The sequence below is a fragment of the Streptomyces sp. NBC_00239 genome (genome assembly GCF_036194065.1).
Lineage (GTDB): Bacteria > Actinomycetota > Actinomycetes > Streptomycetales > Streptomycetaceae > Streptomyces.
In genome coordinates, this window is sequence record NZ_CP108095.1 from 3,210,311 (window position 1) to 3,236,439 (window position 26,129).

Here is a 26,129-nt window from a genome sequence, read left to right on the forward strand (position 1 = left end):
CCGGCGGCGCCAGCCCTAAGATCTGCGCATGACAGGTACGGCAGGCAACGCGCAGGGGACGCACTGGGCGCCCGGGGAGCACATCCTCTGGCGCTATCTCGACCCTGCCCCCGGTCTGAAGGGCCACGTCCACATCTGCCGCCCGGTGACCGTCGTCCAGGACACCCCGGACCTGCTGGCGGTGTGGATGGCCCCGGGCACCGAATGCGTCAAGCCGGTCCTCCTGGACGGCTCCCCCGTCCACGAGGAGCCCCTCGCCACCCGCTACACCGCGCCCCGCACCACCGTGCGCGCCCGCTGGTGGGGCGCCGGCGTGCTCAAGCTGGCCCGCCCCGGCGACCCGTGGTCGGTGTGGCTGTTCTGGGAGCGGGGCTGGCATTTCAAGAGCTGGTACGTGAACCTGGAGGAGCCGCGCCGCCGTTGGGCGGGCGGCGTGGACTCCGAGGACCACTACCTGGACATCTCCGTGTACCCCGACCGCAGCTGGAAGTGGCGGGACGAGGACGAGTTCGCGCAGGCCCAGCGGTCCGGGCTGATGGACGCGGCGCAGGCCGCCCGGGTACGGTCCGCCGGCGACGCGGCGCTGGACCTGATCAAGGCCTGGGAGCCGCCGTTCTCGACCGGCTGGCAGGACTGGCGGCCCGATCCGAGCTGGGAGGTTCCGGTACTGCCCGACGACTGGGACCGCACTCCGGCGCATATGACCTCATGAGACCCTTGATGCGCCCCCGGGGTCCAAACGTAGGATCGTCCTCCGCAAGGCTGCAATCCGTAATTCTGATGCCGTGCGTGAAACTTGACCGAGGATCAGGGGGGCTCCCGGGCGAAGTTCCGGGGAAGGTGTGCCCGGGGCGACGGTGCCCCCGGCGCTGAACGGGTATACCGCGACTGACCGAGTTGAGTGCAGCGCACATCGAGCGCAAACGGACGGAATTCCACGCGTGACGGAGTACCCCACCTCCCACGAGGGCCCGCAGCCGGGAGCCGGGGCCGCGGCGAGCGCCGCGGCAGCCCCGCCTCCGGGCGGCTCCGACGTGCCGTCGCAGCAACAGCAGCCGCCCAAGGCTGCCGAGCGCGGTCCGCGTCGCATGCCCCGTGCCGGAGGATCCGCATCCGACTCCGAGGGACACGGCAAGACTCCCCCGGCGTCCGGCCAGGCGACCCGCGGCCAGATCCCCGCCCAGGCGTCCGGCCCGGCCGCCCAGCCCGGCTCCGGGGGCCCGGCGGGCGCGCCCGGCACGGTCTCCACGGCCGGCGACAAGACTCCCGGCGGTCGTCCCGACCACGGCTCGGCCGCCGCGGCCGCCAGGACCCGCGACGAGGCCGCCGCCCGGTCCGCCGCCGGCACCGCCCCGGGCACGGGACCCGCCGCGGGCGCCGGATCCCTCACCGGAGCGGCCGTCGGATCGGCCGCCGGAGCGAGCATCGGAGCAGGCATCGGAGCGGACACCGGCACGGGTTCCGGAACCGGCATACCCGGCGGCGCTGTCGACGCCGCGTCCGCCGCCCGCCGCGAGGGCGACCGGCTGCGCTTCGTGGGCGCCGCCACCCGGCGGATCGCCCGCGGCATCGACCTCGACGAGATCGTGCTCGGCCTGTGCCGGGCCACCGTGCCGACCTTCTCCGACGCGATCCTCGTCTACCTGCGCGACCCGCTCCCGGTCGGCGACGAGCGCCCGGCCGGCCCCGTCGTCTTAAGGCTGCGCCGCACCGACCGGCTCCGGCCGCTCGACGACCTCACCGACCCGTCGGGCGCCGGCCGCGGCCTCATCGCCGAGGACGCGGACGGCACCCTCGACTTCAGCCAGCTCCCGCTGGTCGGCCCGCAGGGCGACCTGCCGGCCGCCGAACTCTGCGAGATCCGCTCCGGCGGCGCCCTCGCCGAGGTGCTGCGCGGGGTCCGGCCGGTCTTCGGATCCTCCGCCGCGGCCCGCGCCGCGCTGCCCGAACTGCTGGGCGCCGACCACCCGGTGCCGCGCGGCCAGCGCGCCATCCTGGCCCCGCTGCGCGGCCGCCGCCGGGTGATCGGCGCGGCCGTGTTCCTGCGCAGCCCCGAACGGCCCGCGTTCGAGCCCAACGACCTGCTCGTCGCCGCCCAGCTGGCCACCCACACGGCCCTGGGCATCGACAAGGCGGTGCTCTACGGCCGCGAGGCGTACATCGCCGACGAGCTCCAGCGGACCATGCTCCCGGACAGCCTGCCGCAGCCCACCGGGGTCCGGCTGGCCTCCCGCTACCTGCCCGCGGCGGAGACCGCCCGGGTCGGCGGCGACTGGTACGACGCGATACCGCTGCCCGGCAGCCGGGTCGCGCTCGTCGTCGGGGACGTCATGGGCCACTCCATGACCTCCGCCGCGATCATGGGCCAGCTGCGCACGACCGCGCAGACCCTGGCCCAGCTCGACCTGCCGCCCGCCGAGGTGCTGCACCACCTGGACGAGCAGGCCCAGCGGCTCGGCTCCGACCGGATGGCCACCTGCCTGTACGCGGTCTACGACCCGGTCTCGCACCGGATCACCATCGCCAACGCCGGCCACCCGCCGCCCGTCCTGCTGCACCTGGGCGGCCGGGCCGAGGTGCTGCGGGTGCCGCCCGGCGCGCCCATCGGCGTGGGCGGGGTCGACTTCGAGGCCGTGGAGCTCGACGCCCCCGCCGGAGCAACCCTGCTCCTGTACACGGACGGCCTGGTGGAGAGCCGGCTGCGGGACGTGTGGACCGGCATCGAGCTGCTGCGCGAGCGCCTGGCGGCCACCGCGCAGCTCACCGGCCTGGACCACCCGCCGCCGCTGGAAGCGCTGTGCGACGACGTGCTGGACATGCTCGGACCGGGCGACCGGGACGACGACATCGCGCTGCTCGCCGCCCGCTTCGACGGGATCGCGCCGAGCGACGTCGCGTACTGGTTCCTGGACCCGGAGGAGACCGCTCCGGGCAAGGCCCGCCGGTTCGCGCGCCGCGCGCTGGCCCGCTGGGACCTGGACGAGGAACTGGGCGACTCCCTGGAGCTGCTGGTCAGCGAGGTGGTCACCAATGCGGTGCGGTACGCGGAACGGCCGGTGACGCTGCGGCTGCTGCGGACGGACGTCCTGCGCTGCGAGGTCGGCGACGACTCGCCGCAGCTGCCCCGGCAGCGCCGCGCCCGCGAGACGGACGAGGGCGGCCGCGGCCTGTTCCTGGTCAACCGGCTGGCCCGGCGCTGGGGTGCGACGCGCCTCAGCAGCGGCAAGGTCGTCTGGTTCGAGCTGCCGCTGCCGCCCCGCCCCTGACCGCCGCGGGCGAGGTCCGTACGTACGCCGAAGGGCCGGCCACCGTGTGCACGGTGGCCGGCCCTTCGCGCGGGTGCGCACACCCGCCGCGTACGCCCGTTACGGCTTGTCGGCGTCGCCTTCCGGCTTCTCCGGCTCGTCCGAGGTGCTGGGTGACGGTGACGGGGTCGGCGGCTTCGGCTTCGACGACGACCTCGACGGCGAGGGGTCCGGCGCGACGGAGCTGCGCGAGGCGCTCGGCGTCGGCGACGGGTCCTTCGAGGACCGGCTCGGCTTCGGCGTCGGCGGCTTCGAGCTCGCGGAGCGGCTCGGCGTCGGGTCCGGGGAGGGGCTCTGCTCGACCTCGCCCATGTCCGCGTCGGACAGGTCGAAGCTGCCGGTGTCGGTGCCGTCGAGGGCGCCGAGCGTGTAAGCCCGCCAGATCGCGGCGGGGAAGCTGGAGCCGCCCGCGCGGCCGCCGCCGGCGGTGCCGGTCAGGGTGGTCTGCTCGTGGGTGCCGGGCTGCTCGCCGAACATCGCGACGACGGTGACCAGTTCGGGGGTGTACCCCGCGAACCACGCGGAGAAGTTCTTCTCGGTGGTACCGGTCTTGGCGGCGGCCTCGTAGGCGCTGCTCTTGACCTTCTGGCCGGAGCCCTCGTCGACGACGCCGGTGAGCACCTTGGTGACGGTGTCGGCGGTCTCACGGCTGATGGCCTGGCCGCCGACCGGGTCGACCGGCGTGTAGGTGCGGGCCGCGTGGCTGGCGGAGGCGACGATCGAGGGCCGGACCCGCTTGCCGTGGTGGTCGAGGGAGGCGTAGACGGCGGCCATCTCGACGGTGTTGGCGCTCATGGTGCCGAGCGAGGTGGCGGGCCGGTCGGGCCAGCCGGGCCGGTCGGCCATGCCGAGCGCGAGGCCGGTCCGCTTGGCCTTGGCGGGGCTGACGTCCACGGTCATCTGCGCGTACACGGAGTTGACGGAGAAGTTGGTGGCCTTCTGGACGGTGATCGGGCCGTAGTTCTTCTGGTCCTGGTTCTCCGGCGCGAAGGAGGTGTCGCTGCCGACGACCGGGCGGCCGCTGGTGCCGTCGTAGATCGTGTTCGGCGTGATCTTCTTGCCGTCCTGGGTGGTGGCCTCGTTCTGCAGCGCGGCGGCGAGCACCACCGGCTTGTACGTGGATCCCGGCTGGTAGTCGGTGCGCAGCGCGTTGCTGGCCCACTTGTCCTTCATGCCGGTGCCGCCGTACATCGCGACGATCCTGCCGGTCTCCGGGTCGACGGAGGTGGCGCCGGCCTGGACGGCGGCGTCGATCTTGCGGTCGGCGTCGGTGCTCTTGCGGTCGAGCTTGGACTCCAGCTCGTCCTGGACCGCCTGCTCCAGGGCCGCCTGCTTCTTCTTGTCGATGTTGAGCTTGATGGTCCAGCCGCCGGCGGTGAGCTGCGCGTCGGAGACGCCCTGCTCGCGCATCTCGGCCTCGGCGGCCTGGACCAGGTAGCCCTTCTGGCCCTCGTTGCCGGGGGCGGGCTTGGGCTCGATCGGCTTCTGGAACTTCACCGCGGCGCGCTGGGTCTTGTCGAGCTTGCCGATCTCGACCATGTTGTCGAGGGCCTTGTTGAAGCGGCCGGTGACGAGGGTCTTGGAGACGGGTCCGGCGACGGCCCAGTCGTACTGGCTGGGGGCCTGGAGCAGGGCGGCGAGGTAGGCGCCCTGGGCCAGGGTCAGCTTCTCGACGTCGACGCCGTAGTAGGCCTGGGCGGCGGCCTGGATGCCGTAGGCGTTGCGGCCGAAGTAGCTGGTGTTGAGGTAGCCCGCGAGGATCTCGGGCTTCTTCATCTTCCGGTCGACCTTGAGGGAGATCACCAGCTCTTTGAGCTTGCGGGTGACCGTCTGGTCCTGGTTGAGGAAGTAGTTCTTGACGTACTGCTGGGTGATCGTGGAGCCGCCCTGCTTGCCGCGGCCGGCGGCGGTGTTGAAGAGGCCGCGGGCGACGCCCTTCACGTCCACGCCGTTGTCGTCGTAGAAGGTCTTGTTCTCCAGGGCGACGAAGGCGTTCTGGACGTCGACGGGGACCTTGTCGATGGGCACGATGACCCGGTTGACCTCGCCGGTGCGGGTCATGACCGAGCCGTCGGCCCACTGGAAGACGTTGCTCTGCAGCCGGGCCTGGTCGTTGGGGTTCGGCGGTTCCACGTAGATGTAGAGGCCGATGAGCGCGGCCATGCCGAGGAGGATCGCGCCGAAGAAGGCACCGAGGAGCTTCTTCCAGGTGAAGAAGCGGCGTATGCCGGCCGGTTTGCCGTTCCGGCGGACGCGTGGCGCCCGTCGCGACCCACGCTTCTGTGCGCGTCGCGCTTCTGCTCGGCCCATCGCTCCCACTGCTCCGCTCGTGTACCCCCCGATGTCAGCTCAGAAAACTAACACCGCGGGAATGGACAAAGGTCGGCCAATCCGGTCTTTTCCGGACGTGAGAATGAGCACCCACCCCGGGGGAACCGACGCAGCCGGCCGGCCGGGGGTTGCCTCGCGCCTAAAAAGTGATATCACTTTGCTAGGCGGTCACGAGGGGAAGCGACCGCCGGACGATCGAACAGAACGGGGCGAATCATGAGCAACAAGGCCGACGCGGTGGAGAACCCGGAGCCGCGCATACGGGAATTCGCGGCGCACAGTGCGGGCGGCGGCATCCCGCTGACCCTCGGACTCCTCGGCCTCCCCGGCGGCCCGGCCCTCGTGGTGGCCGGCGCGGTCACCGCGACCGCCGCCCTCAAGGGCCTCCTGATCGCACTCGGGATCCTGGTCTTCCTCACCGCGTTCCTGGTGCTGTGCGGGCTGAACACGGTGGCCCCCGGCGAGGCGCGCGTGGTGCAGCTCTTCGGCCGCTACCGCGGCACCATCCGCACCGACGGCCTGCGCTGGGTGAACCCGTTCACCTCCCGCGAGAAGATCTCGACCCGGGTCCGCAACCACGAGACCGCCGTCCTGAAGGTCAACGACGCCTACGGCAACCCGATCGAGCTCGCCGCCGTCGTGGTCTGGAAGGTCGAGGACACCGCGCTGGCCAGCTTCGAGGTCGACGAGTTCACCGAGTTCGTCGAGACCCAGGCCGAGGCCGCGGTCCGCCACATCGCGATCGAGTACCCGTACGACTCCCACGACCAGGGCGGCCTCTCGCTGCGCGAGAACGCCGAGGAGATCACCGAGAAGCTCGACGTGGAGCTCCAGGCCCGCGTCGAGGCGGCCGGCGTACGGATCGTCGAATCCCGCTTCACCCACCTCGCGTACGCCCCCGAGATCGCCTCGGCGATGCTGCAGCGGCAGCAGGCGGGCGCGGTCGTCGCGGCGCGCCGCGAGATCGTGGACGGCGCGGTGGGCATGGTGGAGCTGGCACTCGCACGCCTCGCGGAGGAGGACATCGTGGACCTGGACCCGGAGCGGAAGGCCGCCATGGTGTCGAACCTGATGGTGGTCCTGTGCAGCGACCGGGCGGCCCAGCCCGTCGTCAACACGGGCACCCTGTACTCGTGAGCCCGGCGGCTAGCGGGAACCCCGGCCCGGCGGAGCCCGCCGGCCGGGGCCGCCCGGCCAAGGAGGCCCGCAAGCAGGTGCTGCTGCGGCTGGACCCGCAGGTGTACGACGCGCTGGCCCGCTGGGCGGGCGACGAGCTGCGCAGCACGAACGCCCAGATCGAGTTCCTGCTGCGCCGCGCCCTCGGGGAGGCCGGCCGCCTCCCGGGCGGCGCGGCCCCCATCGCCCCCCGCGGCCGCCCCCGCAAACCGCCGCCCGCCACCCCCGCTACAGAATCGTGACAACCGCCCCTGACCTGCGATGACCATGCAGGTCAGGGCCTTTTTCCGCCAGCTATACACTCCGCGTATACAGCGAGGGTATACACCCCGTGTACAGTCCTGGGCATGTCCATCGGTCACACACTTCTCGGCCTCCTGGAGGCCGGCCCCCGCCACGGCTACGACCTCAAACGGGCCTTCGACGAACGCTTCGGGCACGACCGCCCGCTCGCGTACGGGCAGGTCTACTCGACCATGTCCCGGCTGCTGAAGAACGGACTCGTCGAGGTCGACGGGATAGAGAGCGGCGGCGGCCCCGAGCGCAAGCGCTACGCCATCACCGACGCCGGCATCACGGACGTCGAGGCCTGGCTCTCCCAGCCCGAGAAGCCTGAGCCGTACCTCCAGTCGACCCTGTACACCAAGGTCGTCCTCGCGCTGCTCACCCACCGCAGCGCGCACGAGCTCCTCGACACGCAGCGCGCCGAGCACCTGCGTCTGATGCGCATCCTCACGAACCGCAAGCGCGGCGGCGACCTCGCCGACCAGCTGGTCTGCGACCACGCCCTGTTCCACCTGGAAGCGGACCTGCGCTGGCTCGAACTGACCGCCGCCCGCCTCGACCGCCTCGCGCAGGAGGTACGCGCATGAACCCCGCAGGCTCCCTTCTCACCGCCACCGACCTCCGCAAGGCGTACGGGCCCACCACCGCGCTCGACGGCGCCGGGTTCTCCATCCACCCCGGCGAGGTCGTCGCCGTCATGGGCCCCTCCGGCTCCGGCAAGTCGACCCTGCTGCACTGCCTCGCGGGCATCGTCTCCCCCGACTCCGGCGGCATCGACTACGCCGGCCGCGAGATGACCGCCATGAGCGACGCCGAGCGCAGCGCCCTGCGCCGCAGCGAGTTCGGCTTCGTCTTCCAGTTCGGCCAGCTCGTCCCCGAGCTGACCTGCGTGGAGAACGTCGCCCTGCCGCTGCGCCTGAACGGAGCCAAGCGCAAGCAGGCCGAGGCCGCGGCCCTGCACTGGATGGAGCGCCTGGAGGTCGACGACCTGGCCGCCAAGCGGCCCGGCGAGGTCTCCGGCGGCCAGGGCCAGCGGGTGGCCGTGGCCCGTTCCCTGGTCACCGGACCGCGGGTGCTGTTCGCCGACGAGCCGACCGGCGCCCTCGACTCCCTCAACGGCGAGCGCGTGATGGAGCTGCTCACCGAGGCCGCCCGGTCCACCAACGCCGCGGTCGTCCTCGTCACCCACGAGACCCGCGTCGCCGCCTACTCCGACCGCGAGATCGTCGTGCGCGACGGCCGCTCCCGCGACATGGAGCGGGCCATATGAACCGCTGGCTCCAAGACCTCCGCATGGGCATGAAGTTCGCCGTCAGCGGTGGCCGCGAGGGCTGGACGCGCACCCTGCTCACCGCCGTCGGCGTGGGCCTGGGGGTGGCCCTGCTGCTGGTCACCACCGCACTGCCCAGCGCGCTCGCGGCCCGCGACGTACGCGGCGACGCGCGCAGCATCGTCACCGCCCCGACCGCCGAGCGGGCCGGACGCGACACCCTGATCATCGCGGACGTCCCCACCGCCTTCCACGGCAAGGACCTCTACGGCGCCCTGGTCCAGCCCGAGGGCCCGGACGCCCCGCTGCCGCCCGGTCTGGAGCGCTTCCCCCGCCCCGGCGAGATGGCCGTCTCCCCGGCACTGGACGAGCTGCTCGCCTCCGGCGAGGGCAAGCTGCTCCGCGAGCGCCTGGACGGGAAGGTCACCGCGATCGTCGGCGACGAGGGCCTGCTCGGTCCGGGCGAACTCGTCTTCTACATCGGCGCCGACAAACTCGACGCGAGCAGCAGCGGCGTCATGCGGATCACCGGATTCGACAACAGCAACGTCCCGGAGAAGCTGGACCCGGTCCTCGCCCTGCTCCTGCTCATGGTGTTCGTCGCGCTGCTGATGCCGGTGGCCGTGTTCATCGCCGCCGCCGTCCGCTTCGGCGGCGAGCGCCGCGACCGCCGCCTGGCCGCGCTGCGGCTGATCGGCGCGGACGGCACGATGACCCGCCGCATCGCGGCCGGCGAGGCCCTCGCCGGGGCACTGCTGGGCCTGGTGACGGGCGCCGGATTCTTCCTCGTCGCACGGCAGTTCGCCGCGCGCGTCGCGCTCATGGACCGCAGCGTGTTCCCGGCGGACCTCGACCCGAGCCTGTGGCTGGTGGCCCTGGTGGCCGTCACCGTGCCCGCGGCCTCCATCGCGGTCACCCTGTTCGCGCTGCGCGGCGTGGTGATCGAGCCGCTCGGGGTGGTCCGTACGGCCAAGCCGTCGCGGCGCCGGATCTGGTGGCGGCTGCTGCTGCCGCTGGCCGGCCTGGGCCTGCTCGTCCCCTTGATGGGACGCGGCCGGGACGGCGGAGAGTTCAACCAGTGGCAGGTGAGCACGGGTGTGGTGCTGCTGCTGGTGGGCATCACCGCGCTGCTGCCGTGGCTGGTGGAGGCCGTCGTGGCCCGTCTCGGCGGCGGCGGGGTCTCCTGGCAGCTGGCGGTACGCCGCCTCCAGCTGAGCAGCGGCGCCGCGGCCCGCCTGGTCAACGGCATCGCCGTCGCCGTCGCCGGGGCCATCGCCCTCCAGATGATGTTCGCGGGCATCGAGGGCGACTACACCGAGAACACCGGCGCGGACACGAACCGCGCGGCGATGTCGGTCTGGGTCCGCCCCTCCGCAGGCACCGACATCATTCCCCGGGCCGTGGACATCGCCGGGCAGATCGCCCGGACCGACGGGGTGGCCCAGGTCATCACGCTGACGACGGCGGGCGCCGCGGCCACCGCGCACAATCCGGAGAACCAGACCGACCTGACGATCGGCACCTGCGAGGCCCTCCGCGAGATCGCACGGCTGCCTTCCTGCAAGAACGGTGACACCTTCCTCCTCACCGGCGGTTACGACGACGAGGGCAGCCGGAAGATCGCCCGCCCCGGCGCGAAGCTGTTCATCGGAGCGCTCCACGACGACAGCGCGGCCAAGCCGACCGTCTGGACCGTGCCCCGCGGCATCCGCGCGGTGCCGAACAGGGTCGACCCGGCGGGCAGCCCCCGCGGCGGCATCCTGACCACCCCGGCCGCGGCGCCCGCGAACCTGGCCGGCGCCGGATACGCCTCGGTGTACGTCAGGCTCGACCCGACCGTGCCGGACGCCCTCGAACGCGCCCGCACCGCGGCGTTCAAGGCGGATCCGGTGCCCAACGCGATGACGCTGAGGCTGACCGACCAGAGCCGCCGCTTCACCGGCATCCAGACCGGCCTGTTCATCGGCGCCATCCTCGTCCTCCTGCTGATCGGCGCGAGCCTGCTGGTCTCCCAGCTCGAGCAGCTGCGCGAGCGCAAGAAGCTGCTGGCCGCCCTGGTCGCCTTCGGCACCCGGCGCTCCACGCTGAGCCTGTCGGTGCTGTGGCAGACCGCGGTCCCGATCGCGCTCGGCCTGCTGCTGGCCTCGGCCACGGGCCTGGCGCTGGGCGCGGTGCTGATGCGGATGGCGGCCGTGCCGGTCTCTGTGGACTGGGCGTCGGTCGGCGCGATGGCGGGCATCGGCGCGGGCGTGGTGCTGCTGGTGACCCTGCTCAGCCTGCCGCCGCTGCTGCGGCTGATGCGCCCGGACGGCCTGCGCACCGAGTAGGACGTACGCACGCTCGGCACGGCTGCCGGTGCGGCCCGCGGACTCAGTCCGTGGGCCACACCGGCAGCGGCCGTACGGCCTCCCGCAGCGCGGCGGCGAACTGCGCGAACTCGTCCTGCCGGGCGGTACCGGTGCGCATGGCGAGCGCGATCCGCCGGGAGGGCGCCGGCTCGGCGAAGTACCCGGTGGCCAGGTGTTCGTTTCGGGTGGTCTCCAGCCGCATCGCGGTGCGCGGCAGCAGGGTCACGCCCAGTCCCCCGGCGACCAGTTGGACCAGGGTGGAGAGCCCGGCCGCGGTCGTGGTGACGGCCGCGCCCTCGGTCCGCCCGGCCTCCCGGCAGATGTCGAGGGCCTGGTCGCGCAGACAGTGGCCCTCGTCGAGCAACAGCAGGTGCAGGCCGCGCAGTTCCTCGCGCGGAATGTCCCGACGGCCGGCCAGCGGGTGGTCGCGGGGCGCCACCAGCACGAAGTCCTCGTCGAAGACCGGGAGTTCGGTGACCCCCGGGACGCCCAGCGGCACCGCGAGCAGCAGCAGGTCGAGGCGTCCGCCGGCGAGCCCGTCGAGCAGCGAGGAGGTCTGCTCCTCGTGCACCTGGAGGTCCAGGCGCGGGTAGCGGCGGTGGATCAGCGAGAGCACCGTGGGCAGCAGGTACGGGGCGACCGTGGGGATCACGCCGAGCCGCAGCACTCCGGTGAACGGCGCCCGCACCGCCTCGGCCTCCTCCAGCAGCGAGCCGACCGCGTCGAGGACGGCGTGCGCGCGGGCGGCGATCTTCTCCCCGGCGGGCGAGAGGAGCACCTTGCGGGTGGTGCGCTCCAGGAGCTGCACCCCGAGGGCCTCCTCCAGCGCGGAGACGGCCCCGGACAGCGCGGGCTGGCTCATGCCGATGGCGGCCGCGGCGTCGCGGAAGTGCAGGTGCTCGGCGACGGCCGCGAAGGCGCGCAGCTGGGCGAGCGTGGGTTGCTTCGCTCCCCTATTACCGACAGCCACTGATAGGTACCTCCGATCACGTACTTCCATCCTAGCTATTTCTGTAATCAATGCAGCTGTGCCAGCATGTGAGACCAGTCCAACCCCCCTCAGGAATCATCAAAAGCCCCAAAAGGGCGGTGTTTCCGTTCCGCAAGGAGTGCACGTGCTCACTGTCGGTGACAAGTTCCCCGCGTACGATCTGACCGCTTGTGTCTCGCTCGAGGCCGGCAGCGAGTTCGCCCAGATCGACCACAAGACCTACGAGGGCAAGTGGCGCGTGGTGTTCTTCTGGCCGAAGGACTTCACCTTCGTCTGCCCGACCGAGATCGCCGCCTTCGGCAAGCTGAACGACGAGTTCGCCGACCGTGACGCGCAGGTCCTCGGCGTCTCCGGCGACTCCGAGTTCGTGCACCACGCCTGGCGCAAGGACCACGCCGACCTGCGTGACCTGCCCTTCCCGATGCTGGCCGACTCGAAGCACGAGCTCATGCAGGCCTGTGGCGTGCAGGGGGAGGACGGCTTCGCGCAGCGCGCCGTCTTCATCGTCGACCAGAACAACGAGATCCAGTTCACGATGGTGACCGCCGGTTCCGTGGGCCGTAACCCCAAGGAGGTCCTGCGGGTCCTCGACGCCCTGCAGACCGACGAGCTGTGCCCCTGCAACTGGAACAAGGGCGAGACCACCCTGGACGCCGGCGCCCTGCTGGCCGGTGAGTGACCCGTGTCCCTCGACGCACTGAAGTCCGCCATACCGGACTTCGCCAAGGACCTGAAGCTGAACCTCGGCTCGGTCATCGGCAACAGCGACCTGCCCCAGCAGCAGCTGTGGGGCACCGTCCTGGCGTGCGCGATCGCCTCGCGCTCCCCGAGGGTGCTGCGTGAGCTGGAGCCGGAGGCGAAGGCGAACCTGACGCCGGAGGCGTACAGCGCCGCCAAGTCCGCCGCCGCGATCATGGCGATGAACAACGTCTTCTACCGCACCCGCCACCTGCTCTCCGACCCGGAGTACGGCACGATGCGGGCCGGTCTGCGGATGAACGTCATCGGCAACCCGGGCGTGGAGAAGGTCGACTTCGAGCTGTGGTCCCTCGCGGTCTCCGCGATCAACGGCTGCGGCCAGTGCCTCGACTCGCACGAGCAGGTGCTCCGCAAGGCCGGCGTCGACCGTGAGACCGTCCAGGAAGCCGTCAAGATCGCCTCGGTGATCCAGGCCGTCGGCGCCACCCTGGACGCGGAAGCCGTCCTCGCCGGATAACACCGCGCCGTACGACGAGCCCCCGGCAGCACTTCCCGTGCGCCGGGGGCTCTCGCGTTCAATCCCGCAGGGTCGTGATCAGCGTCCGCATGTCCTCGATCAGCGCGGCCTGCACCGCCGTCTCGTCGGCCTCGGTGTCCGGCTCCGGTTCCGTCGGGCCCTGCCCGCCCGAGTACGACCAGCCCTGCGTCACCGACATGACGAAGACGGCGCCGCCGTCCAGCACCCGCAGCTCGGGCCCTTCGAGCGGTTCGCCCGAGACCATCACCGCGTCCTCGCCGAGGCCGGGCACCGGTTCCCGCTTCACCTCCCAGTCGGCGTTCCAGCGCCACCGGTCGATGTCGGCGTCGTACTCCGGTCCCGGGTCGGTCACCCGGTGCCGGAGCAGGGTCACGGTCACCTCGTTGACGGACTGCCAGCCTTCGCCCGGCTCGCCGCTGCCGTCGGTGGCCTTCGGCGCCGGCCCGTCGGCGCGCAGCACGCAGCTGAACCAGTCCACCGCCGGATGCGCGGCCTCCGCCCGGGTGGTCGACCCGCGCAGATTGCCCAGCACCCGGCTCAGCGCCCGGGCCCGCGCCTCGTCGCAGAGGTTGACGGGCTTGCGGTAGTTCAGCGGCGGCGCGCCGTCCCCGCCGCCGAGCGCGTACAGGGCGCCGCCCCAGGCCGCCGAGGCGGCCACCGCCCCGACGAGCGTCCACACCCACGCCCTTCGCGGCGCGCGCGCCGCCCCGGACTCCGGTTCCCGTACGAGCTGTTCGCGCGCCGGGTCCGGCGGCTCGTTCGGACTGTCGAGCTCAGGCTCGGATATCACCTTCAGTTCCCCCGTTCACATGTCACCCCTTGTTCAGCGCGACCGCGGTCATCAGTGCGCGCGTGTCCTCGATCATGGCCGACAGCACCGCGTCGGAGTCCGTCTCGGGCTCCTCCGGCGGCACGGTGCCCCCGTCGTCGTCCACGTCTCCGTCGTACTGCTGCATGACCTGCACGGACACGGAGAAGACGACGCCGCCGTCCAGTACCCGCAGTTGCCAGCTGTCGGCGCTGTCCTCCCGTACCAGCAGGGCCCGCTCACCCAGCCCCGGGACCTCCTCGGGGTTCGACCCCGAGGTGAGGAACCCGTATTGGGTCGACGTCGCGTCGAACTCCGTCTGCGGGTCCACCTTCTTGTGCCGTTCCAGCACCAGGTGGATCCACACGTGGCGGGTGTAGCCGCGATGGGACGGGACCTCGACGCCCGCCACGGAGTCCCGCGAGCAGGCACTGCGGTCGAGCACCGGGTCACGGCGCTTGACGACGTCGCCCTGGGTCACGGTCTCCCCCAGCAGCCGGGTCAGGGCCGCCGCGCTGAAGCGCTTGCACAGGTCGTCGCCCGCCGCGTAGCGGATCTCCGGCGGCGTGTCCGCGGCCGTGACGTTGATCAGTACGCCCGCCCACACCGACGACGCGAGCAGCGCCCCGCCGAGCGCCCAGCGCCACGGCCGGCGCGCCCCCCGTTCCCGGACCGCGGCGGGCTCGCGCACCTCGGGCTGCTCGTACCGCCGGGCGCCGGGCGGCTCGTACTCCCCGTCGAGCTCAGGCTCGGATATCACCTCTGGTGTCCCCCTGGTCGGTCGGAGCCGCCGGCAGGGCCGTCGCGCCGTGGGGCGCCGGGCCGATGCGCAGCTCCTGTTCACGGGAGTACGCCCGCAGGTAGCCGACCACGGTGTTGGTGACGGCGACCAGCGGGACCGCGACCACCGCGCCCCCGATGCCCGCGATCATCCCACCCGCGGCCACCGAGAGCACTACCGCCAGCGGATGGACCCGCACCGCCCGTCCCAGGATGAACGGCTGGAGCACGTGCCCCTCGATCTGCTGCACCGCGAGGACCACGAGCAGCACCAGCAGGGCCGTCACCGCCCCCTCGGTGACCAGCGCCACCACCACCGCGAGCGCCCCGGAGATCACCGCGCCGACCAGCGGGATGAAGGCGAACAGGAAGATGAAGACGGCCAGCGGCACCGCCATCGGCACGTCCAGGAAGTAGATGCCGAGGCCGATGAAGATGGCGTCGATGAGGGCGACGATGACCGTGCCGCGCACGTACGCGGTGAGGGTCCGCCAGGCCCGCGGGCCCGCGCCGGCCACGCCGGTGCGGGCGATGGCGGGGACCAGGCCGAGGGTCCACTGCCAGATCCGCTTGCCGTCGTAGAGCAGGAAGAGGGTGGAGAACATCGCGAGGAGGATCCCGGTCAGCACCTCGACCATCACCGTGACGCCCTGGAGGCCGGCGGAGGTGATCTCGTCGGTGTTGGTGCCGATGGTCTCGCTGAGGTTCTTCGCGATGTCGTTGATCTGTTTTTCGGTGACGTGGAACGGGCTGTTCAGCGCGGCGCGTTTGAGCTCGTCGATGCCGTCGCGGAGCCGGTCGGAGAGGTCGTCGAGGTTCTCCATGACCTGCCAGACCACGAACCAGCCGACCAGTCCGATGACCACGAACCCGAGGATCGCGGTGACGGCGGTCGCCAGCCCGCGCGGCAGGCCGAGCCGCCGCAGCCGGACCACGAACGGCTGGAGCAGGGCGGTGACGAGCATGGCCGCGGCGAAGGCGAGGACGACCAGCCGGACTTCGCTGATCACCCTCATCAGCACCCAGAGGAGGGCGGCGACCAGCAGCAGCCGCCAGCTGGCCTCCGCGGCCACCCGGACGCCCCACGGCACCACGCTCACCGGGTCGGGCCTGGCGGGCGGGCGGTGGACGGGCGGCACGGCGTGCTCGCCCGCGGGCGCGGGCGGCGCGGGCGCCGGCCCGGGTGCGCCCGTACCGGCATCGTCGTCGTCACGGTGTTCGCGCGCGGGCAGCGCCTTGCCGAGCCGGCCGAGCCAGCCCGCCGGCGTATTGCCTGGCTCCTTCACCATCTGGATCCCTTTCCCCCGCCCCCCGGCTGCACGACACGCCCGACCGTACACGCGAGAAGCCCCGCACCGAAGGACGGTGGGGGCTTCATCGGGCCGGCCTCGAGGCCGGGTCGAGCCGGGGAGCCGGTCGCGCCGGGGATGCGGCGCGGTGGCCGGCCTAGTACCAGCTGTTGGCCTGCCAGAAGCTCCAGGCGCCGCAGGGGCTGCCGTAGCGCTCGTTCATGTAGTTCAGGCCCCACTCGATCTGGGTGGCGGGGTTGGTGCGCCAGTCGGCACCGGCCGAGGACATCTTGGAGCCCGGCAGCGCCTGGACGAGGCCGTACGCGCCCGAGGACTGGTTGACGGCGAGGTAGTTCCACGTGGACTCGTGGTTCACGATGTTGCTGAAGCACTGGAACTGGCTCGACGGCACCATCTGCCGCGCGATGGCCTTGACCTGGGCGACCGTGTACGAGGACTGCGGGCTGAAGTCGTCGGCGGAACGGCCGGCGGAGCGGCTCGCGGCCTCTTCCTTGGCCTCGCGCTCCTTCTTCGCCTTCGCCTCGGCCTCGACGGCGGCGGCCTTCTTGGACTTGGCGTCCTTGGCGGCCTGCAGGCGGGCGGTCTCCTCCGCGGCCTTCTTGGCGTCGGCGTCGGCCTGGAAGGCGAGTGCGTCGGCCTGCTGCGTCAGGGACGCGGTCTGGACCTGGGCCTGCTCGTTCACCGGGATGTCGGTGAGGAGCGTCGTACCGGCAGCGGTCGTCTCAAGGTCGTTCGCGGGCATGGTGTCGCCGGCGGCGACGCCCACGACGGCTCCGACGGTGGTGACGGCAGTGGCGGACGCCACGGCGAATCCCCGAACCGAGATCCGGCTCACACGGTTTCCTTCCAGCAACGTCCGCAGGGTGACCTCACGGACGCAAAAGTGCCCCTGGCACTGTCCTCCGCTACGACTGGTCACTGGAGGCGCTGGCCCGACGGCAACTCCCCTCGCGGGGGTGCCTCGTGGTGCTTCCGGGCGGCATACGGCGTCGTCTGTTGAGTTGTTGTCGTACTCCGTAGCTCCTGGAGGTCCAGGAGATACAGGTGTGCCGTATGCGGGGCCTGACGGAAGCAAGACTTTGCCGGACCCGGACGCCCGGAGGCAATTCTCCACTGAGTGTGAAAGCTCACACCTGGTACGCAGCAAGAGGTTTACGCAAAGGCCTGTGCACCAGGATGCCGCCCGGCTAGGCTCTTCGCCTTTGCCGGACGGCACCCAACGCATTGCCCCTTTCGGGCTGTTAGACCGATTCGAGCATCTCGGTCACCAGGGCCGCGATCGGGGAACGCTCCGAGCGGGTGAGGGTGACGTGCGCGAACAGCGGATGCCCCTTCAGTTTCTCAACGACGGCGACCACTCCGTCGTACCGGCCGACGCGCAGATTGTCCCGCTGGGCGACGTCATGCGTCAGAACGACCCGGGAATTGGCCCCGATCCGGGACAGAACGGTCAGCAGGACGTTCCGTTCCAGCGACTGGGCCTCGTCCACGATGACGAACGCGTCGTGCAGCGAGCGGCCCCGGATGTGGGTGAGCGGCAGCACCTCCAGCATGCCGCGGCCCAGCACCTCCTCGATCACGGCCCGACCGGCCACCGCGGAGAGCGTGTCGAAGACCGCCTGGGCCCACGGGCTCATCTTCTCCGAGGCGTCTCCCGGCAGATAGCCGAGCTCCTGCCCGCCGACCGCGTACAGCGGCCGGAAGACCATCACCTTCTGATGCTGCCTCCGCTCCAGTACGGCCTCCAGGCCCGCGCACAGGGCCAGCGCCGACTTGCCGGTGCCGGCCCGGCCGCCGAGCGAGACGATGCCGACCTCCGGGTCGAGCAGGATGTCCAGCGCGATGCGCTGTTCGGCGCTGCGGCCGTGGATGCCGAAGGCCTCGCGGTCCCCGCGGACCAGCCGGACGTTCCCGTCGGACGTCACCCGGCCGAGCGCCTTGCCGCGCTCGGACTGCAGGACCAGTCCGGTGTGGACGGGGAGTTCGGCGGACTCCGGCACGTACAGCCGCTCCTCGGAGTAGAGGAGGTCGACCTGTTCCCCGGAGAGGGAGAGCTCGCTCATGCCCGTCCAGCCCGCGTCGGTGATGGCGAGCTCGGCGCGGTACTCCTCGGCGAGCAGCCCCACGGAGGAGGCCTTGATGCGCAGCGGGAGATCCTTCGACACCACCGTGACGTCGTAGCCCTCGGCCTGCAGGTTGCGGGCGACGGCGAGGATCCTCGAGTCGTTGTCCCCCAGCCTGAAGCCCGCGGGCAGGACGCCCGGATCGGAGTGGTTGAGCTCGACACGCAGGGTGCCGCCCAGCTCGCCCAGCGGGATGGGGGCGTCGAGGCGTCCGTACCGGACCCGGAAGTCGTCGAGCTGGCGCAGGGCCTGCCGGGCGAAGTAGCCGAGTTCGGGATGGTGCCTCTTGGCCTCCAGCTCCGTGATCACGACGATCGGGAGCACCACTTCGTGCTCGTCGAAGCGCCGGATCGCGTTGGGGTCTGCCAGCAGGACACTGGTGTCGAGGACGTAGGTCCGCCTGTCGGGCAGGCGGCGCTTTGTGCTGGTCACCACGGAAGGACGTACCCCCTCGGAAGAGGTCGGGCCATGAAGACCGGACCGGTCATCGGCCGCAATGCCAGGGCCGATTTCCGGCCCTCCCACTCCGTCCGTGCGAACCGCACGTGCGTCCTGGTGCAAAGGGCCTCCCGGGCGGACGGCGCCTGTGCCGCCCGCTGAGACTCGACACCCGTGGATCGGGCGTCGACCTGCAAGGGATATGCCCTCGAACATGCGCTGCCATGCCTTGGCATATGACGGACGCTCGGTGAATCCCTGGTGAAGGCCTCGCGAGGGCGGCGGGAGGGGCGGCGGACCGGCCCGTGGTGGTGCCCGAGGGGGTGTCGGGGCGGGTCCCGGCGGGTGCCCGAAGGGGCGTCAGGTCCCGTAGCGCCGGTGCCGGGCCGCGTAGTCGCGCAGCGCCCGGAGGAAGTCGACCTTGCGGAAGGCCGGCCAGAAGACCTCGCAGAAGTAGTACTCGGAGTGCGCGCTCTGCCACAGCATGAATCCGGACAGGCGCTGTTCGCCGCTGGTGCGGATCACGAGGTCCGGGTCGGGCTGGCCGCGGGTGTAGAGGTGTTCCGAGATGTGGTCGATGTCGAGGATCTCGGCGAGCTCCTCGATCGAGGTGCCCTTCTCGTGGTGCTCCAGCAGCAGCGAGCGGACCGCGTCGGCGATCTCCTGGCGGCCGCCGTAGCCCACCGCGACGTTGACGAGTATCCCGGTGTGCCCGTCGGTGGCCTGTTCGGCCTCCTTGAGCACCGCCTGGGTCTGCGCCGGCAGGATGTCGAGGTTGCCGACGTGGTGGACGCGCCAGCGGCCGTTCGCGGCGAGTCCGCGGACGGTGTTCTCGATGATGTTGAGCAGCGGGCGGAGCTCGACCTCGGGACGGTCCAGGTTGTCCGTGGAGAGCATCCACAGGGTCACGACCTCGACGTCGGTCTCGTTGCACCAACCCAGCAGCTCGGTGATCTTGTCGGCGCCGGCCTGATGGCCCTGCTCGGTGGTACCGCCGGCGGCCTTGGCCCAACGCCGGTTGCCGTCCAGGATCACGCCGATGTGCTTGGGCACCGCGTCGTGGTCGAGGCGGCCTTCCACCCGGCGTGCGTACAGCCTGTACACCAGGTCGCGCAGCTTCACGATCTTCCAGCCCCTCCGTGCAAAGCCCCCGTGCGAATTGCGAGCCCCCCGACTGCGCCAAACATACTGCGCGCCGGGATACCTGGCCCAACTCGGTCTGTCACAACCACGTGATAGAGAGGACAACGTGACTGATAACAATCCCTATCGGGCAGCCTCCGCGCGCTACGACTCCATGGAGTACCGGCGCAGCGGCCGCAGCGGCCTCAAGCTCCCCGCCGTCTCCCTCGGTCTCTGGCACAACTTCGGCGACGACACGTCGCTGGAGTCCCAGCGGGCGATCCTGCGGCGCGCCTTCGACCTCGGGGTGACCCACTTCGACCTGGCGAACAACTACGGTCCGCCGCCGGGTTCCGCCGAGCTGAACTTCGGCAAGATCTTTGCGCAGGACTTCGCGCCGTACCGCGAGGAGCTGGTCGTCTCCACCAAGGCCGGCTACCTGATGCACGAGGGCCCGTACGGCGAGTGGGGCAGCCGCAAGTACCTGCTCGGCTCGCTCGACGCCTCGCTGGCGCGGATGGGGCTCGACTACGTCGACATCTTCTACTCGCACCGCTTCGACCCGGAGACCCCGCTGGAGGAGACCATGGGCGCGCTCGCGTCCGCGGTCCAGCAGGGCAAGGCGCTGTACGTGGGCGTGTCCTCCTATACGGCGGAGCAGACGGCGGAGGCGGTGCGGATCCTGAACGACATGGGTGTGCGCCCGCTGATCCACCAGCCCTCGTACTCCATGATCAACCGCTGGACCGAGGAGGACGGGCTGCTCGACACGCTGGAGGAGTCCGGCATGGGCTGCATCTCCTTCGTGCCGCTCGCCCAGGGCCTGCTCACCGGCAAGTACCTGAAGGGCATTCCGGAGGGATCGCGCGCCACCCAGGGCAAGTCCCTGAATCCGGACCTGCTCTCCGACGAGGTGGTCCGCCGCCTGAACGGGCTGAACGACATCGCGGCCCGGCGCGGCCAGTCGCTGGCGCAGCTCGCGCTGACGTGGGTGCTGCGGGACCCGCGGATGACGTCGGCCCTGATCGGCGCGTCGAGCGTGGCGCAGTTGGAGGAGAACGTGGCGGCCCTGGCCGGTGCGCCGCTGTCGGAGGAGGAGCTGAAGGAGATCGATTCCTTCGCGGTCTCGACCCCTGGCGCCAACATCTGGGCCCAGCGGGGATGACCTGCGTTTTCTGTGTCCGCGGGTGCGGACACGAAAAACGGGCCGGTCCGTGGGGGGGATACGGACCGGCCCGAGGGGGGGTTCCACCATAACCCTTCGTAAAGCGTGCCGCGTGCACCGGCGCGCCACGACTACGCTCCGAGTCCGCCCAGCAGCACTCCGGTGAATGCGCCGGCCGCCATGAAGGGTCCGAAGGCGAGGGCGGTCCGGCGGCCCCCGCGGCCGCGCACCGCAAGGGCGAGGCCGTAGAGGGTCCCGTAGAGGAAGCCCAGGAACACCCCCACGAGCCATACCCCCCACCCGTACCACCCAAGAGCTACCCCCAGGGCGAGCGCCAGCTTGACGTCGCCGAAGCCCATGCCGTCCGGGTTGATCAGGAACAGCACCAGGTACCCGGCGCCGAGGGCGAGCCCGCCGAGCACCGCGCGCGGCCAGTCGCCGCCGGCGCGGCCGGTGAGGGCGGCCACGCCGAGCAGGGCGGTGACGGCGAGCGCGAGCGGCAGGGTCAGTACGTCGGGCAGCCGGTGCACGGCCCGGTCCACGAGCGCGAGCAGCACGACGACGGGTGCGAGCAGCGCCCAGACCAGCGACTCGGCCGTCCCCCCGGCGGCCGCGGCCAGGGTCCCGCACACGAGCGCGCTCAGGACGGCGGGGCCGGCGGGGGGCGGGCCGTAGCGGGCGGGGCCGGTGGGGCCCGTGGGGCACAGCGGGCAGTGGGAGCGGCCCAGCCAGGCTGCGGCGGGGCCGGTCAGGGGGTGGCCGGCCGGGCAGCCGGAGCGCCACGGCTCGTCCGGCTCGACGGACAGCCGGTAGACGGCCCGGGGCAGCAGCAATCCGGCCCCCACGCCGTACCCGAGCGCCACCACGACCATCCCGACGACCACCACGCCCCGACCCTAAGCGCTCCCGCGCCGCACCCCGGGGGCTTTCGCAACCCTGCCGCGGCCTGAACCAGGCCCGAACCCCCCGACGCCCGACCGCACATCACCCGGCCGCACCCAGAACAGCCCCATCCCTCCGGCTGCCCGCGGGGCACCTCCCAGCCTCACTGGCTGCCGGCTGCCCGAGGGGCCCCCAGCCGAGCCGGCTGCCCGCGGGGCAATCCCCAGCGAGCCGGCTGCCCGCGGGGCGACCTCCAGCCTCGGCGGCAACATCCAGCCCCGCCGGCGTTTGAGGCGCGGGTCCGGGCAGAGCCCGCCAACCCCGCGCAACCTCCAGCCCCCGCCGGGTCAGAGCCCACCTCCAGCCTCGCCGGCGTTTGAGGAGCGGGTCCGGGCAGAGCCCGCCTCCGTTTTAGGCGCGGGTCCGGGCGGAGCCCGCCTCCGTTTTAGGCGCGGGTCCGGGCGGAGCCCGCCAACCCCGCGCACCCACCAGCCCCTCCGGCGCTTGAGGAGCGGGTCCGGGCGGAGCCCGGTGCCCGGCGGAGCCGGGTTGCTTGGGGCTCCGCCCCAAACCCCGCGCCTCAAACGCCGGCGAGGCTGGAAGTTGCCGCACGCAGCGCCGACAAGGCCCGGGGGTTGCGCCCAGGGCGTCGGCGAGGTTGGGGGTTGCGCCCCAGGGTGCTGGGAGGCCGGGGACGGCCCGGGCAGGGTGGCGGGCGGGGGTGGAGGTTGCGCCCATGGCGACGGGGCCCGGCGCCTACCCTGATCGCCATGGGACGACGCTGGCAGGACGGGACCGGGACGCTCACGGTGGCCGGTGACGGCAAGGGCGGCGTCGCAGACAGCGGCGGCGGCGCGCAGATACCCGTGGAGGTCGCGGCCTCGTACCGGTCCCGGACCCGCGGCCTCCTCGGCCGGGCCGGCATCGACGGCGCCCTGCTGCTGACCCCGGCCGGCAGCGTGCACACCTTCCGGATGCGCTTCGCGATCGATGTGGCGTACCTGGACCGGCACTTGCGGGTGCTGGCCGTACGTACGATGCCCCCCGGCCGCCTCGGCCTGCCACGGCTCCGGTCGCGTCACGTCCTGGAGGCGGAGGCGGGCGCACTGGCCCGCTGGGGCATCCGGCCCGGCTCCCACCTGAGGGTGACGCCCGACTGACGGCGACGCCCGGCTGACGGCGGCGGGCCGACAGCCGAAATGCCCGACTGGCGCGGCGGCGGCCGTGACGCACGGCCACCCGTGACGCCCGACCGACCGAGCCGATTCGCACGCGGTGTCCGACTGACGGAACACCGCCTAGGCGGGCACCGCCCGGCACGGTAAGTTGGGGCGGTTGGGCACGGGCGGTCAGGGGAGCTGGCATGGCGGAAAACGCGCAGATCACCGCGCTCGAACGGATCATGCCCGCGGTGCACGGCGCGGACGAGCAGGTCGACTGGGCCGCGGCCGAGGCGACCTGGGGCACCCGTTTCCCCTCGGACTTCGTCGCGTTCATGGCCCGGTACGGGGCCGGCCGCATCAACGCCGAGGCGAGCATCCTGGTGCCGCTGCCCACGCCCGGCCCGCAGTGGGACCCGGCGGACATGGTCGAGGAGACCGGGAACGCCCGCTTCACCTGGGAGCAGGAGGGCGGCCCGGCGGTCTTCGAGACCGACCCCGAACACATCCTGGCCTGGGGCATCACCGCGGGCGCCGACATACTGTGCTGGCACACCAGCGACCCCGACCCGGACCGCTGGCCGGTCCTGGTCTGCGGCCGGCACACGGCCGACCCCTTCGCGGTGTATCCGTACGGCATGGCCGAATTCCTGCAACGGCTGTTCTCGGACGAGTTCGACGTGAATCCGGTGAGCATCACCTTCTGGGACGGCGCCCCGCTCAGCTTCGTGCACTGGCGCGAGGCGCAGCGCCGCTGGCAGGACGGGCGCAATCCGGAGACCGGCGAGCCCGACCCGTACGCGGGCGAGTTCACCGGCTGACCGGACAACCCCGCCCGCCCCGCCCCTCCCCGCATTCCCTCCTCGCTCCGCCCCTTCGGCCGGCTCCGGAAACTTCTCCGGAGTCGGCCGAATGCGTTCTACGCGCGTCCGAATTGCCGATTCCCCATCGAAAAACACCAGCCTGAAAAGCCGCAGTTGGAGCAAGAGCCATAACTGGGGTTCACATGGACCCATTCACCCAAAAGAAGGAGAGAATTCCGGACGCACTGTCCAAAACAAGATCAAGAGGATCGACCTGTGCGACGAAGACACTCCGGCGCGATCGCCTCCGCGGCCGCGATCGCCCTTCTCGGCACCCTCGCCGGATGCGGCACCTCGACCGGGTCCGGTGACGGCTCGACACTGCACCTGGTCGCCGCCGAGTACGGCGACACCCCGGCCACCAGCTCGAAGGCGTACTGGGACAAGATCACGGAGCGGTTCGCCGCCGAGAACCCCGGCCTGGAGGTCGAGGTCGACCTCTACCCCTGGGCGGACGTGGACCGCGAGGTGACCCGCATGGTCAAGGCCGGCGACGCCCCGGACATGGCCCTGATGGGCGCGTACTCCGACTTCGCGGCCCAGGGCCGCCTGTACGAGGCCTCCGACCTGCTCACCGTCGCCGCCGAGGCGAACTTCCTGCCGCCGCTGGTCGAGGCCGGCTCGGTGGGCAACAAGCTGTACGGCCTGCCGTTCGTCGCCAGCACCCGGCTGCTCTTCTACAACGAGGAACTGTTCGAGAAGGCGGGCGTCGACGCGCCGAAGACCTGGTCGCAGTTGAAGCGCGCGGCGGAGGCCCTCAAGGCGGACGGCGTGAAGACCCCGTACGCCCTTCCCCTCGGCCCCGAGGAGGCCCACGCCGAGGCGATGATCTGGGAGCTCAGCAACGCCGGCGGGTACGCGGACGGCAGCGGCGGCTACAGCATCGCCTCCGACCAGAACGTCCAGACCTTCCGCTGGATCAAGGAAAAGCTGGTCGCACCCGGCCTGACCGGCCCGGTCGCCCCCGGCAGGCTCAACCGGCAGGACGCGTTCGCCGCCTTCCTGCGCGGCGAGGTCGGCATGCTGAACGGCTATCCGTCCCTGGCGCACGAGGCCAAGGCGCGCGGCATCCGCGTCGGCACGGTGGAAATGCCCGTGGCCGACTGGCTCACGGACGGCGAGACCCCGCCCACGATGGGGGTCGCCGACTGGATGATGGCCTTCAAGCAGAACGGCAAGCGCGAGAACATCGGGAAGTTCCTCGACTTCGTCTACGAGGACGAGAACCTCAGCGAGTTCGCCGGGCGCTACCACCTGCTGCCCTCCACGGTCACCGCGTCCCGCACGCCCGCGGGCGGCGGCCTCGACGACAGCGACGAGCAGTTCCTCACCGCCCTGCGCAGCGCCCAGCTGTATCCGGTGAGCAAGTCGTCCTGGCTCCAGGTCAGCGACACGATCAAGCGGAACATCGGGCGGGCAGTGGCGCCCGGCTCCGACCCGCGGGACGTCCTGGAGGACATCGCCGACCAGGCCCGTACCCTCTCCAGCCGGCCCTGACCCTTACGGGTTCAAGGGTCAGGGTCTTACGGGCTTACGGGCCTCCGGGCGAGCGCAGCCGCAATCCACCCGTCCTGCGGCGGCGCAGCGAGCAACATGCCGTACGCGGTCGTACGCCGCCGAACCGGCGCCCGGCCGGCCGCCCGTCACGCACCCACAAGGTGCACGGGGCGGCGGCCCACACCGACCACCGGTCTCCGACGACCGACCACCGACCCCGACCACCGACCCCGGTCACCGGTCACCGGTCACCGGTCACCGGTCACCGGTCACCAGTCACCAGTCACCAGTCACCGACAGCTCAGTGGCTGAGCGCGTCCCTGAACTCCTTGCAGGAGGAGTTCCACCGCAGCGACCCGCCGACCTCCGCCGCGTGCGTCCCGGTCCGGGCGATCGACCAGGTGACGGTGTACGTGCCCGAATCGCAGGCGATCTTCTTGCCGAGCGGGAACTTCTTCTCCAGCACGGCCGGCCGGTCCGCCTGCGCCTCGTGCACCGCGGCCACCTGCACGCCCTTCGCGTTGCGGAGCACCGCGTGCAGGGTCACCGGATGCTTGCCCTTCTTCTCGCTCAGGCCCTTCCTGAGGATGACCTGGGTGGCGATCTCGTACGAGAACTCGAAGGCGGGCCGGTAGACGAGCGTGTCGAGGTCCGGGGTCTTGGCACCCCACTCCTTGGCCTCCTGCGGGCTCGTCCGGTCCTTGAGCCGGTAGTCCATGCCCGGGCGGAAGCGGAACCGGCCGCTGAGCTTGTGCCGGTCCCCCTTGGTCCACTGCGACTTCATGGCCTTGTTGCCGCCGGCCGGATCCTGGAGGTACTCGGTGCCCTTGACGTCGTCGTCGGCCTGCGCGAGCGCGGCGGAGCCGAGGACCGAGAGGACGGCCGCGGCAGCGAGCACGGCGGTGTGGAAGCGCTTCATGCCCCGGTCAACGCGCCCGCCGCGCGGCCCGGAACGAACCCCCTGGCGCATTCACCCGTACGAGCCCCCACCGGCCCGCAGGCGCCCGCACGAGCCCGGCGGGTCCGACCGGGCCGGGA

At 71.8% G+C, this 26,129-nt stretch carries 23 protein-coding genes; 13 read left to right on the plus strand and 10 right to left on the minus strand.

Annotation, left to right across the window (positions count from 1 at the left end; all coding sequences use genetic code 11):
* Positions 1-28: 28 nt before the first annotated feature.
* Together fomD and OG764_RS13890 are read left to right on the plus strand one after the other, a co-directional pair.
* The gene (fomD, locus tag OG764_RS13885) at positions 29-712 is read left to right on the plus strand and encodes a cytidylyl-2-hydroxypropylphosphonate hydrolase (RefSeq protein ID WP_328968736.1); all 684 of its coding nucleotides are present in this window, start codon (positions 29-31) and stop codon (positions 710-712) included.
* Positions 713-1,088: 376 nt separating this feature from the next.
* Entirely contained in the window at positions 1,089-3,266 is a 2,178-nt protein-coding gene (locus OG764_RS13890) for a SpoIIE family protein phosphatase (RefSeq protein WP_443056213.1), read from the plus strand.
* A 99-nt stretch (positions 3,267-3,365) separates the two neighbouring features.
* On the opposite strand, the gene OG764_RS13895 is transcribed toward OG764_RS13890, so the two are convergent.
* A complete protein-coding gene (locus tag OG764_RS13895) occupies positions 3,366-5,615 on the minus strand; it encodes a transglycosylase domain-containing protein (protein WP_328968738.1) in 2,250 nt (749 codons plus the stop codon).
* A 237-nt stretch (positions 5,616-5,852) separates the two neighbouring features.
* Here OG764_RS13895 and OG764_RS13900 point away from each other — a divergent pair, with 237 nt between their 5' ends.
* From OG764_RS13900 to OG764_RS13920, 5 genes are all read left to right on the plus strand, one after another.
* Complete coding sequence (locus OG764_RS13900) at positions 5,853-6,773, plus strand: SPFH domain-containing protein (RefSeq protein ID WP_328968739.1); 921 nt, start codon at positions 5,853-5,855, stop codon at positions 6,771-6,773.
* A complete protein-coding gene (locus OG764_RS13905; protein WP_328968740.1) occupies positions 6,770-7,054 on the plus strand; it encodes a hypothetical protein in 285 nt (94 codons plus the stop codon). Before OG764_RS13900 ends, OG764_RS13905 begins: the two co-directional genes overlap by 4 nt.
* A 105-nt stretch (positions 7,055-7,159) precedes the next feature.
* A complete protein-coding gene (locus OG764_RS13910; RefSeq protein ID WP_328968741.1) occupies positions 7,160-7,684 on the plus strand; it encodes a PadR family transcriptional regulator in 525 nt (174 codons plus the stop codon).
* Positions 7,681-8,367, plus strand: coding sequence for an ABC transporter ATP-binding protein (locus OG764_RS13915; protein WP_328968742.1), 687 nt, complete (start codon positions 7,681-7,683; stop codon positions 8,365-8,367). The genes OG764_RS13910 and OG764_RS13915 overlap by 4 nt, the downstream gene beginning before the upstream one ends.
* Positions 8,364-10,694 carry an ABC transporter permease gene (locus OG764_RS13920; protein ID WP_328968743.1) on the plus strand — a complete coding sequence of 777 codons (2,331 nt, stop codon included), beginning with the start codon at positions 8,364-8,366 and terminating at the stop codon, positions 10,692-10,694. Before OG764_RS13915 ends, OG764_RS13920 begins: the two co-directional genes overlap by 4 nt.
* A 43-nt stretch (positions 10,695-10,737) precedes the next feature.
* On the opposite strand, the gene OG764_RS13925 is transcribed toward OG764_RS13920, so the two are convergent.
* Complete coding sequence (locus tag OG764_RS13925) at positions 10,738-11,685, minus strand: hydrogen peroxide-inducible genes activator (protein WP_328968744.1); 948 nt, start codon at positions 11,683-11,685, stop codon at positions 10,738-10,740.
* Positions 11,686-11,830: 145 nt separating this feature from the next.
* On the opposite strand from OG764_RS13925, the gene OG764_RS13930 reads away from it, so the two are divergent.
* Positions 11,831-12,385 (plus strand): peroxiredoxin, encoded by a 555-nt coding sequence (locus OG764_RS13930; RefSeq protein ID WP_328968745.1) that lies wholly within the window; start codon positions 11,831-11,833, stop codon positions 12,383-12,385.
* A 3-nt stretch (positions 12,386-12,388) separates the two neighbouring features.
* Positions 12,389-12,922 carry an alkyl hydroperoxide reductase gene (locus OG764_RS13935; protein ID WP_328968746.1) on the plus strand — a complete coding sequence of 178 codons (534 nt, stop codon included), beginning with the start codon at positions 12,389-12,391 and terminating at the stop codon, positions 12,920-12,922.
* Between the two features lie 58 nt (positions 12,923-12,980).
* On the opposite strand, the gene OG764_RS13940 is transcribed toward OG764_RS13935, so the two are convergent.
* The 6 genes from OG764_RS13940 to OG764_RS13965 all read right to left on the minus strand — a co-directional run bounded on the left by OG764_RS13940 (position 12,981) and on the right by OG764_RS13965 (position 19,524).
* Positions 12,981-13,733, minus strand: a complete 753-nt coding sequence (locus OG764_RS13940) for a hypothetical protein (protein WP_328968747.1) — start codon at positions 13,731-13,733, stop codon at positions 12,981-12,983.
* A 22-nt stretch (positions 13,734-13,755) separates the two neighbouring features.
* Positions 13,756-14,511 carry a hypothetical protein gene (locus tag OG764_RS13945; protein ID WP_328968748.1) on the minus strand — a complete coding sequence of 252 codons (756 nt, stop codon included), beginning with the start codon at positions 14,509-14,511 and terminating at the stop codon, positions 13,756-13,758.
* On the minus strand, positions 14,495-15,820 hold the full coding sequence (locus tag OG764_RS13950; RefSeq protein ID WP_328968749.1) for an AI-2E family transporter: 1,326 nt from the start codon (positions 15,818-15,820) through the stop codon (positions 14,495-14,497). Before OG764_RS13950 ends, OG764_RS13945 begins: the two co-directional genes overlap by 17 nt.
* 157 nt (positions 15,821-15,977) lie before the next feature.
* Entirely contained in the window at positions 15,978-16,676 is a 699-nt protein-coding gene (locus OG764_RS13955; protein WP_328968750.1) for a transglycosylase SLT domain-containing protein, read from the minus strand.
* Between the two features lie 406 nt (positions 16,677-17,082).
* Positions 17,083-18,399: a PhoH family protein gene (locus tag OG764_RS13960; protein ID WP_328968751.1), complete on the minus strand. Its 1,317-nt coding sequence runs from the start codon at positions 18,397-18,399 to the stop codon at positions 17,083-17,085.
* Between the two features lie 363 nt (positions 18,400-18,762).
* Positions 18,763-19,524 (minus strand): isoprenyl transferase, encoded by a 762-nt coding sequence (locus OG764_RS13965; RefSeq protein ID WP_328968752.1) that lies wholly within the window; start codon positions 19,522-19,524, stop codon positions 18,763-18,765.
* A 127-nt stretch (positions 19,525-19,651) separates the two neighbouring features.
* On the opposite strand from OG764_RS13965, the gene mgrA reads away from it, so the two are divergent.
* A complete protein-coding gene (gene mgrA / locus OG764_RS13970; RefSeq protein ID WP_328968753.1) occupies positions 19,652-20,689 on the plus strand; it encodes an L-glyceraldehyde 3-phosphate reductase in 1,038 nt (345 codons plus the stop codon).
* A gap of 131 nt (positions 20,690-20,820) precedes the next feature.
* Here mgrA and OG764_RS13975 read toward each other — a convergent pair whose 3' ends face one another.
* The gene (locus OG764_RS13975) at positions 20,821-21,561 is read right to left on the minus strand and encodes a prepilin peptidase (RefSeq protein WP_443056214.1); all 741 of its coding nucleotides are present in this window, start codon (positions 21,559-21,561) and stop codon (positions 20,821-20,823) included.
* Positions 21,562-22,341: 780 nt separating this feature from the next.
* Between OG764_RS13975 and OG764_RS13980 the strand changes: the two genes are divergently transcribed.
* From OG764_RS13980 to OG764_RS13990, 3 genes are all read left to right on the plus strand, one after another.
* Entirely contained in the window at positions 22,342-22,731 is a 390-nt protein-coding gene (locus OG764_RS13980; protein ID WP_328968754.1) for a DUF192 domain-containing protein, read from the plus strand.
* Positions 22,732-22,934: 203 nt separating this feature from the next.
* Positions 22,935-23,552 carry an SMI1/KNR4 family protein gene (locus tag OG764_RS13985; protein WP_328968755.1) on the plus strand — a complete coding sequence of 206 codons (618 nt, stop codon included), beginning with the start codon at positions 22,935-22,937 and terminating at the stop codon, positions 23,550-23,552.
* Positions 23,553-23,810: 258 nt separating this feature from the next.
* On the plus strand, positions 23,811-25,091 hold the full coding sequence (locus OG764_RS13990; RefSeq protein WP_328968756.1) for an extracellular solute-binding protein: 1,281 nt from the start codon (positions 23,811-23,813) through the stop codon (positions 25,089-25,091).
* Positions 25,092-25,392: 301 nt separating this feature from the next.
* On the opposite strand, the gene OG764_RS13995 is transcribed toward OG764_RS13990, so the two are convergent.
* Complete coding sequence (locus tag OG764_RS13995; RefSeq protein ID WP_328968757.1) at positions 25,393-26,010, minus strand: hypothetical protein; 618 nt, start codon at positions 26,008-26,010, stop codon at positions 25,393-25,395.
* Between the last annotated feature and the right edge of the window lie 119 nt (positions 26,011-26,129).

Coding starts and splice junctions, on each gene's coding strand:
- fomD (WP_328968736.1), top strand. CDS start 29: ATGACAGGTACGGCAGGCAACGCGCAGGGGACGCACTGGGCGCCCGGG.
- OG764_RS13980 (WP_328968754.1), top strand. CDS start 22,342: ATGGGACGACGCTGGCAGGACGGGACCGGGACGCTCACGGTGGCCGGT.
- OG764_RS13900 (WP_328968739.1), top strand. CDS start 5,853: ATGAGCAACAAGGCCGACGCGGTGGAGAACCCGGAGCCGCGCATACGG.
- OG764_RS13895 (WP_328968738.1), bottom strand. CDS start 5,615: ATGGGCCGAGCAGAAGCGCGACGCGCACAGAAGCGTGGGTCGCGACGG.
- OG764_RS13915 (WP_328968742.1), top strand. CDS start 7,681: ATGAACCCCGCAGGCTCCCTTCTCACCGCCACCGACCTCCGCAAGGCG.
- OG764_RS13910 (WP_328968741.1), top strand. CDS start 7,160: ATGTCCATCGGTCACACACTTCTCGGCCTCCTGGAGGCCGGCCCCCGC.
- OG764_RS13950 (WP_328968749.1), bottom strand. CDS start 15,820: ATGGTGAAGGAGCCAGGCAATACGCCGGCGGGCTGGCTCGGCCGGCTC.
- OG764_RS13920 (WP_328968743.1), top strand. CDS start 8,364: ATGAACCGCTGGCTCCAAGACCTCCGCATGGGCATGAAGTTCGCCGTC.
- OG764_RS13975 (WP_443056214.1), bottom strand. CDS start 21,561: ATGGTCGTGGTGGCGCTCGGGTACGGCGTGGGGGCCGGATTGCTGCTG.
- OG764_RS13985 (WP_328968755.1), top strand. CDS start 22,935: ATGGCGGAAAACGCGCAGATCACCGCGCTCGAACGGATCATGCCCGCG.
- OG764_RS13995 (WP_328968757.1), bottom strand. CDS start 26,010: ATGAAGCGCTTCCACACCGCCGTGCTCGCTGCCGCGGCCGTCCTCTCG.
- OG764_RS13890 (WP_443056213.1), top strand. CDS start 1,089: ATGCCCCGTGCCGGAGGATCCGCATCCGACTCCGAGGGACACGGCAAG.